Origin of the sequence: Agrobacterium vitis, from assembly GCF_037039395.1 — a bacterium.
Lineage (GTDB): Bacteria > Pseudomonadota > Alphaproteobacteria > Rhizobiales > Rhizobiaceae > Allorhizobium > Allorhizobium vitis_E.
In genome coordinates, this window is sequence record NZ_CP146242.1 from 688,281 (window position 1) to 700,054 (window position 11,774).

At 58.3% G+C, this 11,774-nt stretch carries 9 protein-coding genes; 2 read left to right on the forward strand and 7 right to left on the reverse strand.

Annotated features, from left to right (window positions below; genetic code table 11):
- Nucleotides 1–10: 10 nt before the first annotated feature.
- Nucleotides 11–922, reverse strand: coding sequence for a hypothetical protein (locus V6582_RS05910; RefSeq protein ID WP_156631621.1), 912 nt, complete (start codon nucleotides 920–922; stop codon nucleotides 11–13).
- Nucleotides 923–1,176: 254 nt separating this feature from the next.
- On the opposite strand from V6582_RS05910, the gene V6582_RS05915 reads away from it, so the two are divergent.
- Nucleotides 1,177–1,854 (forward strand): hypothetical protein, encoded by a 678-nt coding sequence (locus tag V6582_RS05915; protein ID WP_156631622.1) that lies wholly within the window; start codon nucleotides 1,177–1,179, stop codon nucleotides 1,852–1,854.
- A 113-nt stretch (nucleotides 1,855–1,967) separates the two neighbouring features.
- Here V6582_RS05915 and V6582_RS05920 read toward each other — a convergent pair whose 3' ends face one another.
- Nucleotides 1,968–2,300: a DUF4406 domain-containing protein gene (locus V6582_RS05920; protein WP_156631623.1), complete on the reverse strand. Its 333-nt coding sequence runs from the start codon at nucleotides 2,298–2,300 to the stop codon at nucleotides 1,968–1,970.
- A 113-nt stretch (nucleotides 2,301–2,413) separates the two neighbouring features.
- Between V6582_RS05920 and V6582_RS05925 the strand changes: the two genes are divergently transcribed.
- Nucleotides 2,414–3,169, forward strand: a complete 756-nt coding sequence (locus V6582_RS05925; RefSeq protein WP_156631624.1) for a DeoR/GlpR family DNA-binding transcription regulator — start codon at nucleotides 2,414–2,416, stop codon at nucleotides 3,167–3,169.
- Nucleotides 3,170–3,216: 47 nt separating this feature from the next.
- Here the strand turns inward: V6582_RS05925 and V6582_RS05930 are convergent, their stop codons facing one another.
- The 5 genes from V6582_RS05930 to V6582_RS05950 form a co-directional block, all read right to left on the reverse strand.
- Nucleotides 3,217–4,224, reverse strand: a complete 1,008-nt coding sequence (locus V6582_RS05930; protein WP_156631625.1) for an asparaginase — start codon at nucleotides 4,222–4,224, stop codon at nucleotides 3,217–3,219.
- A gap of 179 nt (nucleotides 4,225–4,403) precedes the next feature.
- Nucleotides 4,404–6,353: a hypothetical protein gene (locus tag V6582_RS05935; protein WP_156631626.1), complete on the reverse strand. Its 1,950-nt coding sequence runs from the start codon at nucleotides 6,351–6,353 to the stop codon at nucleotides 4,404–4,406.
- 94 nt (nucleotides 6,354–6,447) lie between these two features.
- Nucleotides 6,448–8,346 (reverse strand): glycosyl transferase, encoded by a 1,899-nt coding sequence (locus V6582_RS05940; RefSeq protein WP_197434361.1) that lies wholly within the window; start codon nucleotides 8,344–8,346, stop codon nucleotides 6,448–6,450.
- Entirely contained in the window at nucleotides 8,333–10,270 is a 1,938-nt protein-coding gene (locus V6582_RS05945; RefSeq protein WP_197434362.1) for a hypothetical protein, read from the reverse strand. Before V6582_RS05945 ends, V6582_RS05940 begins: the two co-directional genes overlap by 14 nt.
- A 497-nt stretch (nucleotides 10,271–10,767) precedes the next feature.
- On the reverse strand, nucleotides 10,768–11,769 hold the full coding sequence (locus tag V6582_RS05950) for an NAD(P)H-quinone oxidoreductase (RefSeq protein ID WP_156631629.1): 1,002 nt from the start codon (nucleotides 11,767–11,769) through the stop codon (nucleotides 10,768–10,770).
- Between the last annotated feature and the right edge of the window lie 5 nt (nucleotides 11,770–11,774).

An 11,774-nucleotide genomic window follows, 5' to 3' on the forward strand; every position in this document is an offset into this window, starting at 1 on the left:
CCAGAAACCGCTAAGGGCTACCCCGTGGCTTCGGTGTTGGACCTGTTTGAGGAAGCTCTGGTTCTCTGTTTTGGCGGTTATCTCGGCGCTCGCTGGGTTTCTCTGCGGCTTCGCTTTGGTTGTCTTCATCTTTTTGATTTTGGCGAGGGAACCCGTTGATATCCGCATTACTATCACCCCCAGAGGTGATAATGAACTTGCACGTTGAAGCTTCGCCAAAACTTTCAAGGCAAACGCGCTCGATTTCGGACGTGCGACGATAATTAGGCTCCGACGAACCTAAATAGTTCTTTACATTCGTAAGATGCGTGGGGAAAATCATGAACCATAGGGTTACTAAGGTTCCAGCCGCTCCCCCAGCATTTAAAAACTTACAAAATATGTCAGCTAGCTTTGGATTTTGTTCTTTAATCCTTGCAACAGTCGTTACCTCATTAGCGTGCTCTTCTAAAAAATCCGTGGCAGCGGAACTGATTGCGGCAAGCATGGCATATGTGAGAGGCTCGGCCTTAAGGACTTCGATAACTTCTTTAGCAAGGTTGAACAGGCCAGTCGCTACTTTTGCATGCTCATAACCACATTCGGGATTTTGGCAGATCTCTTCATTATCAAAGCCATAAAACTCGGAACTGCCGATGTCATAGCTCTTTGACGGAAAAATGGATTTGCACTGCGGGCAAAGGGCAGGCAAGGGCGGGCCATTACGGCCAGTATAGCCGATCCGCGATGTTGTTGATCCTGCACTTTTGCTGCGTGGCGAATTTTCGACACGTGTGCCGCTCATCTCAATTTTGGAAGCGCCAGAAATATCGTAGGGTTGTTCAACGTCGGTGAACCTAACGTTTTCGAATTTCCCAGTTATCGGTCCCTCTGTTTTGATGCCAACTTTGGCTCCAGAGATATGGACGTTTTTAATGTGCATTTTATACCCCCCAACCCGGGGCTCATATCAGCACGTCGTTAAATAAGAGTCGAGTCGCAAATGCGTGCGATACGGGTGGTTCGGTTCCTAAGCCATTGAGTGGTATTTTAAGTTTGGACAAGGTAAATTGCAGCTCGTTTGAAGGGCATTCAATGTGGCTTCATACCATCGATTAGTGCAGTCTCAGTCAACGGCACATAGATAACGGTGTAGTCGGGAACTGAAAAGTCGCGTCCGGCGCCAGAGGATCACTCATGACAGTCATTTTTGCGGGTGCTTTCGAAGACTGTGCGGTGATCGGCGGCGATCAGCTTCGCCATGAGTATTTCACCCTTCAGCCGGCTGGATTTGCCAGCAAGGTTAGAAGGATCAATGACCGAGTATGGGGTGCAAAGGCAGGCTATGGCCCCACTGCAGATCGTCTCTGGGACGATTTGACCGGCCTGCCGGGCGTTGAGGACATGTGTATTGAGGAGCTCGCCGCTCACACGCGAACTCTCGGCAGCAAGGTTTATCAGGGATGTTTGGCTTTGCTTCCTGTGGGAGCAAAAGATCCGGGCTTATATCTTTTCCTAGCTGGGGTGAACGCCAACGGTTTGAGTTCAGTTCATTGGCTTAATTTCCAGTTGGGCGATTTTGGATCTGCGATAGGTCCTGGCAAAGCCTTTGCTTTTGGACCAGATCCAAGCGTTCATACTCAGGCAACCGCACTGCTTCAGGTACAGCTCACAACGCAGGGGCGTTTCGCGGTGGCCGCACTGGATACTTGGGCCATCTCCCTTACGAAATATGCTCGCCAGCTTGCTGCGCACGCCGTGGGTTTTCCTACTGATCTGGTGCTGATCATTAAAGATAGTCCAGTGAAAAGGTGCCTGCTGGAGGAGGCGTCTCCTTCGGATCCAGCCTTCACCAGATGCCTGTTTCCTTTGTAATCACGCTAGTTTTCAACGGTTGATGTTTGTTAGATGGATCCAACGGCGGCGAAGAGGATCGTGAATCGCTTTTGACAGAAGTTCTGGAATTTTCATTTTTCCGATTCGTCGTGTCAAAATTCCGAAAGTTCGCGGCGAGCTACATTGGCAATCCGCACATCGTTGTCCGCGCCTTTGGACGCTCCAGGCAAGCGCAAGACACCATCGCAAAGCGCCAGCAGCCGACCCGCGACCGGATGGAAAATCTCCTCATAGAGCGCGTCGCCGACAGCCGTGCCGCCCGCTGCGTGCCAGATCGGCAGCGCCACCCATTCCCCGATCATCGGCACATGTCCGGCCTGAAACAGCGCATAGGACGGGGCCTCCAATGCCTTGAGGTTGGCCGCCATTTTCACCGGATCGTCACCCGTGCCTGAGCGATAAGGGCCTGCAATCAAAATCAGCATTTTTCTCTCCATTAAACTGCACGAATATCCATAAATCTGCATGATTTATCTTGAGAGTCGAGTCAAAATCGTTGATATAGATGGGTATGTAAATTTTCAGGTAATTTCGTGCAATGCTGACTCATCAACGCAAGGCTCTCATTCTCTCCCGGCTACAACGCGACGGGCGGGTGATCGCCAAGGATTTCGCCGCTGAACTTGACCTGTCGGAGGACACCATTCGCCGTGACATGCGCGACATGGCAGCAGTGGGATTGCTGGCCCGCGTGCATGGCGGTGCGCTGCCGCTTTCGCCGGACCTGCCGGATTTCTCGACCCGGAAAAGCCGGGCGGGCAGCGAGAAACAGGCTTTGGCAACCCGTGCCGTCTCATTGGTTCAGCCGGGGCAGATGATCTTTCTGGATGGTGGCACCACCAATGCCGAAATTGCCCGGCTGCTACCGCAAAATCTCGGCCTGACGGTGATTACCCATAGCCCGACCATTGCCGTCGAGCTGGAGAGGCGCAGCGATATCGAGGTTATCCTGATCGGCGGGCGGCTCTATCGGCATTCGATGGTGGCGGTGGGTGCCGTGGCGGCGGAGGCGATTGCAAGGCTGCGCCCGCACCTGTTCTTCCTGGGCGCCACCGCCATCCACCCACAGCATGGCGTCACCACCGGCGATGCCGAGGAAGCGGCGATCAAGCGGCTGATCGCCTCGGTCAGTGCGGAAACCTATCTCTGCCTGACCGCAGAAAAGCTGGATACACTGTCGCCCTGCCAGATCCTGCCGCTGCCGGCCCTTTCGGGATTGATCGTCGGACCCAGCGTGGAGGCGGCGCGGCTTACCCCCTATCAGGCGACCGGGATCGCGCTTTTTCAGGCGTGACCAGTCGTCAGGATATGCCCATCGTCAGAGCATGAAGATGCGTCGGATCAGGAAAACAGCACGTCCGTCACCCTGACATCACCGACATGGCGGCCTGTCCAATTGTGCATCGGCTTGTTGGCCATGGCCAGCAGCGCCAGCCGCTCGGGACTGTCCTTTTCGAAATAGCGGGCCAGGAGCGCCGTCACCATCGCCTCGGCGGCGCGCGTTGTGCCGTCATCCGCCTTGACCGCAATCGACAGGCCCTGTTGCGGCAGAATGGCGCAAAACACCCCTTCGGCACCGGTCTTGGCGAAGATCTGCCCCGGGGCGACCTGCATCATCTTCGTGCAGGCGCGTGCGGTACCCGCCACGTAATAAGGCTCTGCCATGCAGGCATCGATCAGCCGTCTGGAGGCCTTGGCGCGCACTGGCTCCAGCCCCTGCCCCGTCGCCATCCTGGCAAAACCATGGGCCAGCGCCTTCAGCGGCACAGCATAGGTGGGGATCGAGCAGCCTTCGGTGCCGCAATGGTCGCGGTCAAGCACGGCGCCCGTCAGGCTTTCCATGGTCGCACGGATATCGCGTTGCAGGGGATGATCGTATTCCACATAGCCTTCGACCTGATAGCCAGCATGCACGCAGGCGCAGACGAAACCGGCATGTTTACCGGAGCAATTATTGTGCAGCGCCTGCGGCTTTTCCAATGTGCGGGCCTGATGGATCAGGGTTTTCTGATCGAAAGACCAATGGGCGCCGCATTCCAGCGCATCCACGTCCAGCCCGGCCCTGGCCAGCATCAGCGCCGCCAGCACCACATGCTCGTCCTCACCGGAATGAGAGGAACAGGCCAGCGCCAATTCCTTGTTACCAAACCCATAGGCATCCGCCGCACCACTTTCCACCAAGGGCAGGGCCTGCATGGCCTTGCAGGCCGAGCGCGGAAACACACCCGCCTCGATATCTCCGGCGGAAAACACCACCTGGCCATCGCCATCCACCACCACGGCCACGCCATGATGGCGGCTTTCGACGCGATTTCCACGGGTGACTTCAACGGTAATGGGATTGGTCATGATGGCGAGGCCTTAGATGTTTTGGGGACCCTGTTTGATTAGCGCAGAATGCGACAGGGCGCATCCCTAAACAAGCTGGCGAGATTTTTACGGCGCCGTGCGTTTTATAAAAAGTACAAATACCCGGGTACGACGATGCGACCGCAAGTCTGCCTGCTTCAATCTCAACCTTTCAGACTCTAGAAAGGCCCACTCAGGAAAGGCATTGCCCGGATCGGCAGGGCCGGCACGTCGATATGGTCAGGCGCAAGCCCAGCCCTGGCCCGAGCCGCCATCATCTCATAAGCGCTTTCCAGGTGCCGGGTGAAGCGCTCGGTATCGAACAAAGGCTTGCTGCGGCGGTTCGCTTCGAGCTTCTGTTTCAGGGCGACGATCTTTTCGGGGTGAGCGGCGAACTCTACAGCTCTTTCAATGAAATCCGCCTCGTCCCGCGCTACCAGTTCGGGCAGTCCGATGGCCGTAAGCAAGCTCTCGGATACCCGCGAAGCAAAGCTTAGGCCTTTTTTGGTCAGGACCGGCAGTCCGCCCCAGAGCAGATCCGATGTCGTCGTATGGCCGTTATAGGGGAAAGTGTCGAGCGCCAGATCGGCAAGGCCCACCCGGCTCAGATGATCGGGATAATCCGCCCCCTCGGCAAAGACGATACGCTCGCGGCCAATGCCGAGCCGGGCGAATTCCTCAGCGAAATTCGCCTGCAATTGCGACCCGCTGCACAATATCCACAACAGGCTGTCCGGCACGGCTTTCATGATGGAGGCCCATAAATCGATACTTAGCGGACTGATCTTGGCGGGCGAATTGAAGGAGGCAAAGACGAAGGCTCCTTCCGGCAGCCCGTGGTCGGCCCGCTTCAAGGCTTTGGGGAGCGGCTTGGTCACGCTGCAATTGCCCTGATAGGTTTCCGGCAGACGGCAGAGCTTTTCCTCAAACCAGGGCTTGGCATCGTCAGGTGTGACGATGAGGTCGGTCATGTGATAATCCAACCCCGCACCGCGCACCGAGCCGGGATAGCCGATCCAGCTGGCCTTGACCGGCGCATCCGAGAGAGCGACGACGGCAAGCCGGTTGCCCGCCGTGTGTCCCTTCAGGTCGATGAGAATATCGATACCGCGCCGGCTGATGTCCTGGGCAATCCCGTCATTGTTCATCTGGCCGACAGCGATGATTTCCGATTGCAGCACCGGGTCCCAGGTCTTTTGGATGGCGGCCTGACCAGGCGGCGTATGGCAAAAGAAAGTAATGTCGAAACGACTGCGGTCATGGGCCAGAAAGACATCGTAGAGGAGATACATGGTGGCATGGATGGTCAGATCCGAGGAGAGATACCCGACCTTGAGTTTTTCGCCCAAAGGACGAACTGCGCGCCGCGGCATCGCAGTACCCACATTGCGCTGAAGCAGGTCAGTGCCGCCGCAAGGACCGTTGATCACCGCCTGATCGTCGCTCCAATAGCAGCGCGACAGAGGCTGGTCGCGATAGAGAATTTCCGCCGTCAGCGGGTCCTCGGGTGACTTCATCATCTCAAGCCATTGCCTTGCGACCGGAAAGACCAGGTTGGAGCGGCAGAACATGAAATAATTGACCGCAACAAAACTGTCCTCGGGATTTTCCGCATAGCGCCGTTCAATGATCGGCTTCAGTTTTTCCGGTTTGCGGATCAATTGATAGTGGTTGATGACGATCTGTAAATGCCAGTTACTGGTCAGATCGAGAAGCGGCACCAGTTCATCCAGTGGCGGATGCATGCCTGCCCCCAGCAGCATATTGGCGATATCGCTGACGAAACCCGCATCGTCTGCATTGGCGCGCGCTGCCGCAACGGCAATGCTCTCCAGCAGATCGGCCCGCCGCTCGGTCAGATAGAGCTTGGCGGCGAATTTCAGGAATTCGGCGCGCTTTTCCGGCAAACCCGCTGCCGACCGGGCAAAGGCTTGCGCCGCCTCGATCTTCTGGCCGAGCTTCAGATGGATATTGGCGGCCAGCATTTCGGCCTGTCCGGCTTTTCCGGCCAGCGCCAATTGCCTGGCTGCCGCCTGCGCATGGCCCAGAGCCTTTTCAAACGCGCCATGCCGATAGGCATTAAGCGCCAAATCCATATCCTGAGCCATGATCCGCCAAGCCACCTGCATGTTCAATCCATGCGACGGCAGGAACCTGCCGCCGCGTTATGTCGGATAGAGGAAAATCATTGCCCGAGGCTTGCCCGCACACAGCGTTAAACACTTAACCCGGCAAGGCCGGAACGTCGATCCGGGTGGGCGCAAGGCCAGCACGGGCGCGCTCCGCCATCATCTCATAGGCTCGCTCCAGATGCCGGGTGAAACGAAGCGTGTTAAACAGCGGCGCGGTATGGCGGCTGGCGGCAAGATGGCTTTTCAGCGCGGCGATCTTGTCCGGTTGCCGGGCAAGGTGCGCCGCCAGACTGACGAAAACCTCCTCATCATCAGCCACCAGTTGATCGAGGCCAACAGCCTTCAACAGGCTTTCCGACACCCGCCCGGCAAAACAATGCCCACGTTTGGTCAAGACCGGCAGCCCGCCCCAAAGCATATCGGAGGTCGTCGTATGGCCGTTGCAGGGGAAGGTATCGAGCGCCAGATCGGCCAGCGGCAGCCGGTGGACGTGCTCGCCATAATCCTGCTTGGCGGCAAACAGGATGCGGGCCGGATCGATGCCTTCCGCCACAAAGCCCGCCTCCAGGTTGGTTCTTGCAATGGCATCCGGGCAAAGCATCCACAACAGGCTATCGGGTGCGAACCGCAATACTCTAGCCCACAGGGACATGGTCTGCGGCGTGATCTTGTGGACGCCGTTGAAGGAAGCGAAAACGAAGGCATGCTCCGGCAACCCGTGATCAGCACGCCGCGACGGCCTTGGTTGCGGACGGCTGGCTGCGCTGTTGGCCTGGTAGCAATCCGGCAGGCGGCAGAATTTTTCCCGGTAGAAAGCCTCGGCACTGTCAGGCGTCACCACCGGGTCGGTTATGGCATAATCCAGATCGACGCTGGACACCGGGCCGGGAAAGCCGAGATAGGTGGCCTTGAGCGGCGCGGATGACAGATTGACGATGCCGAGCCGGGCACCCGGCGTATGGCCTTTCAGATCAACAAGAATATCGACCTGCTGACGGTCGATTTCAGCGGCAGCAGCCTCGTCGGAAAGATCGCGCAGGCTGACTAGCTCCTGGCGCAATAGTTGCGGCATCGCCTGCTGATCGGCGCTGTAAGTCTTTGCTGTATAGCAGAACAGCGTGATCCTGAACCGGCTGCGATCATGAGCCAGCAGGCTGTCGAGAAACAGCGTCATGGTTGCATGGGCGTGAAAATCGCTGGAGAGATAGCCGATATGCAGGGGTTGTTCAGCCATTCCGATTTTCCGCCGCGGCGGGCGGGCGGCAAAGCTTTTCGCCAGTGCCAGATGCTCGCGCACGGGCTTGGCCTGCACGCTCTGGTCTTCGCACCAGAGCACACGGGACAGCGCCTGCTCGACCTGCAAGACAGCGCGCGCGTAAGGCTCGTCCGGGGCTGCCATCAATGCCTGATGACGGGCGATGGTGGCGAGATCGACCAGATCATGGGCGCTGGCAAAGCGCAGGCCTTCGATGGCGACATCGCCAGGCACGGTGTCGCGCGCCTCGTCCAGCAGCGCTTTCAGCTCAGGCAATTGCCAATTGGCGCGGTAGAAACTGGCGGCAAAAAACATCGCCGGGCCGCTCGCCCGGTCGAGAAAAGGGATCAGTTGCGTCACCGCCTGGCGGGCAGCATTGTCCCAGGGGGCCAGCAGGGTCTGCGCCATGACCAGCACGAAGGCCGGATCGGCGCGGTTGAGAAGGCCCGCCTCCAACCCGATCCGGCGCGCTTCATCCGCCTGTCCGGCCTGGAGAAACAGCGTCGCCGCCAGCTTCAAAAAGGCAGGGGCCTCGGCGCGATTGGCCTGTGCCGCCTGGACAAAAGCGGTGGCGGCAGCTGGCTTGTCGCCGCGCTTCAACAGGATATTGCCGATCAGGGCCTGCGCCATCGCATGGTTGGGCGCTTTTTTGGCAATCACAAAACGCGCCGCACTCAGCGCCGCGTCGAAATCCCCGGCCTGATAAGCCTTTACCGCCGCATCAAACGTCGCCATGGACTGACTCTTGCGGCGTGAAAAACGGTTCGTTGCGCGCAGGCAAGGCCGGAACATCGATATGATCGGGTGCAAGGCCCGCCCGCGCCCGCTCCGCCATCATCTCGTAGCCGCGCTCCAGATGACGCGTGAAGCGCTCGGCATCAAACAGCGGTGCGGTTAAAATCTGGGTGCACAGACGAGCCCGAAGCTCCTCCAGCCGGTCTGGATGTTCGGCGAACTCCACAGCGCGGGCGACAAAATCGTCTGCATCCTGCGCCACCAGTTCCGGCAGGCCGACAGCCTTCAGCAGGCTTTCGGAGACACGGCCCGCGAATGCCTTGCCTTTCTTCGTCAGGACAGGAACGCCTGCCCACAGCGCATCGGATGTGGTGGTGTGGCCGTTGTAGATGAAAGTGTCGAGCACCAGATCGGTTGCCGACATCCGGGCCAGAAACTCCGCAAGCGGGCAATTATCGAAGAAGATCAATCGTCCGGCATCGATGCCCTGCTGCGCGAAGGCGATGCGCAGATTACCGGCAACCACCGGCCGCGCGCAGCTTACGGCAAGGACAGCTCCCGGCACGCGCTTCAGCACCTGTGACCAGAGACGGATCGCTTGACGGTCGATTTTCTGCGACGCATTGAAGGAGCCGAAAACGAACCGGCCCTGTGGCAACCCAACCGACTCGCGGCTTGTCCTCTTTTGCCAAGTCCGGCGAGACATGCTGTTGGCCATATAGGTTTCCGGCAAGCGGCAGAGCTTTTCCTGATAATAAGGCTTGCTGCTATCGGGGGTGACGATCGAATCGGTGATTGCATAGTCTAGATCGACCCCCATCACCGCGCCGGGAAATCCCAGATAGGTGACTTTGATCGGCGCATCGCAAAGGTCAACGACATCAAGCCTTGCCTGCGCCGTATGCCCATTCAGATCCACCAATATATCCACCTCATTCTGGCGGATCCACTGGATAATGGCCTCGCTGGACATGTCGCGAACCCGGACGACTTCGCTACGCACTTGGTCCGGCCACGTCGATTGATAGACCTCAGAACCGGCAGGAGAGTTACACAGCAGGATAATCTCGAACCGCGAACGGTCATGCCACAACAGCGTGTCCTGAAACAACGTCATGATCGCATGAACACGAAAATCGCTGGACAAATAGGCGATACGAATCCGGCCCTGTGGGCGGATCGCCCGGCGCGATAGAGGTTCTGCCACTTGCGCGCGGTGACGCATGACTTCAAGCGCTCCGAAAAACGGCTTTGCTGCCTCGCCCTCATCATCGGTGCGAACGATCCTCGCCCAGCCCAACTCGAAAGCCGCCAGACGCTCCCCGAAACCCGGCTCCTGCAATCGTTTCGTGAAATGATCCGTCACAGCGAAATCGCAACGCTCCTGGGCGCGCAGAAACAGAGCAGAGAGCAGGAAAGCATTATTGGGGTAGCGCGCGGCATTGGCCAGCAGAACGGGATATAACCCGTCCCTTTCCGTCGATGTGGCGAGAAAAGCGATGAGAAGGTTGAGATGCGGGCGTTTTTCACAATCCAGTCCGCCGATGATCGCATGGGCCTCGCCGAGCCGCCCAAGCGTGGACAAGGCGGTCACGACCTTGAAGATCGCCGTCTGATGATCGGCAAGCCGTTTTGCTACGAGATCGACAAGCCCGGCAAGCGGCTCGAACTGGCTCTGGGAAAACAGCAGATCGACGGCAAGCACCAGACAGTCATTCGCCTTGGCCGATGCGCTGTGCGCCACTTTCAGAAAAGCCTTGGCCGCCCCGGCTCTGTCGCCCATCTTCAGCCGGATGCCGCCGGTGAGGAAATCCAGATCGGCTATCCGGTCCGGGTCCGTTTCCTGCGTTGCATCGGCCAGCGCCAGCGCCTCGGCCAGATCGCCGCTTTGATAGGCCGAAAGTACCAGTTCAAGGGTAGCCACGCGATGCTCCAACATTAAACACCCATGCCACCAGAATTATCGAATTCACACGGCAACACCGGGTTCCAACGCCGGATACAGAATGCCCGGCCCTCTCATTCATAAAAACAAGAGTTTGCGCGGGGCTGGAGCTGGCATCAGGGGATAAAGCGGAACGCTCAACCGAACAGCAAAAAGGGCCGCTTTCGCGACCCTTTCCTCCTGGCCTTGCGGCCATGAATTTTGCATGAGTTTGGCCTGACTTAAGACCCGGCAGCAAAGCTGCCGCCGAAGGAAGATGGGATCAGATCGAGGGCTGCCCCTTTCCGACCATCACCTTCCCAAAGCCTTCTACGCAGACCGAAATCTCATTAGACATTGGATCACCTTCCTTTCTTTCTGTTGACGTTGATAAGAAGGTAGGTGACGAATCGCAGCTCGACAAGGCACATAAAGTAAAAAGCTGCATTACTGAGTGATTGATCAACTTAACGTTGGCGCATCTTCGAGACTTGGTATTATTCGAGTGTGAGCACGATCTTGCCGATATGCGTGCTGTCTTCCATCAGCCGATGCGCATCCGCCACCTTGTCGAATGGCAGAACGGTATGAATGACCGGGGCGACGGTGCCTTGCTCCAGAAGCGGCCAGGCGCTCGCCAAAAGGTCGTCGCGGATGGCGCGTTTTTCTTCCGCAGTGCGCGGGCGCATCGTTGAGCCCGTCACCGTCAGGCGCTTGACCATGATCGGGCCGAGATTGACCTTTTCGGCCACGGCACCGCCCAGAAATGCAATGATCGACAGGCAACCGTCCTTGGCCAGCGAGGCAATATTCTTTTCGAAATAGGACGCGCCGATCATGTCGAGGATGATGTCGACCCCCTTACCATCCGTCTCAGACTTCACCACTTCGGCGAAATCCTCACTCCGATAATTGATGGCCCGGCGGGCACCGAGCTTCAGGCAGGCCTCTGCCTTTTCAGCCGAGCCGACCGTGGTCAGAACGTCGGCACCGAAAGCGCGGGCAAGCTGGATGGCCGTGGTGCCGATACCCGAGGAGCCGCCATGGATGAGGACCGTTTCGCCTTCGGTCAATCCCGCCATCTGGAACAGGTTGGCCCAGACGGTGAAGAAGGTTTCCGGTACCGCCGCCGCTTTCACGGCGTCAAATCCCTTGGGCCATGGCAGGCTCTGGCCTTCCGGCAGGATGCAGAATTCGGCATAGCCGCCGCCATTGGCCAGTCCGCAGACCTTGTCGCCAAGGGCAAAATCGCTCACCCCTTCGCCCAGTGCCACCACCGTGCCGGCCACTTCCAGGCCGAGAACGGGGCTTGCATCCTTCGGCGGCGGATAGCTGCCCTGGCGTTGGGCCACATCCGGCCGGTTGACCCCTGCCGCCTCGACTTTGAAAAGCAATTCACCCGGTTTCGGGGTCGGGACCGGACCGGTTGCGATGCTCATCACGTCAGGTCCGCCGGGGGATACGACATCGATATAGCGCATGCGAGTGGGAAGCGTCATAAGAC

What these genes read in the sequence shown, in the direction of transcription:
- V6582_RS05935 (WP_156631626.1), bottom strand. Translation starts at nt 6,353, where the DNA reads ATGCAGGTGGCTTGGCGGATCATGGCTCAGGATATGGATTTGGCGCTT.
- V6582_RS05920 (WP_156631623.1), bottom strand. Translation starts at nt 2,300, where the DNA reads ATGCTGATTTTGATTGCAGGCCCTTATCGCTCAGGCACGGGTGACGAT.
- V6582_RS05940 (WP_197434361.1), bottom strand. Translation starts at nt 8,346, where the DNA reads ATGGCGACGTTTGATGCGGCGGTAAAGGCTTATCAGGCCGGGGATTTC.
- V6582_RS05910 (WP_156631621.1), bottom strand. Translation starts at nt 922, where the DNA reads ATGCACATTAAAAACGTCCATATCTCTGGAGCCAAAGTTGGCATCAAA.
- V6582_RS05950 (WP_156631629.1), bottom strand. Translation starts at nt 11,769, where the DNA reads ATGACGCTTCCCACTCGCATGCGCTATATCGATGTCGTATCCCCCGGC.
- V6582_RS05915 (WP_156631622.1), top strand. Translation starts at nt 1,177, where the DNA reads ATGACAGTCATTTTTGCGGGTGCTTTCGAAGACTGTGCGGTGATCGGC.
- V6582_RS05925 (WP_156631624.1), top strand. Translation starts at nt 2,414, where the DNA reads ATGCTGACTCATCAACGCAAGGCTCTCATTCTCTCCCGGCTACAACGC.
- V6582_RS05930 (WP_156631625.1), bottom strand. Translation starts at nt 4,224, where the DNA reads ATGACCAATCCCATTACCGTTGAAGTCACCCGTGGAAATCGCGTCGAA.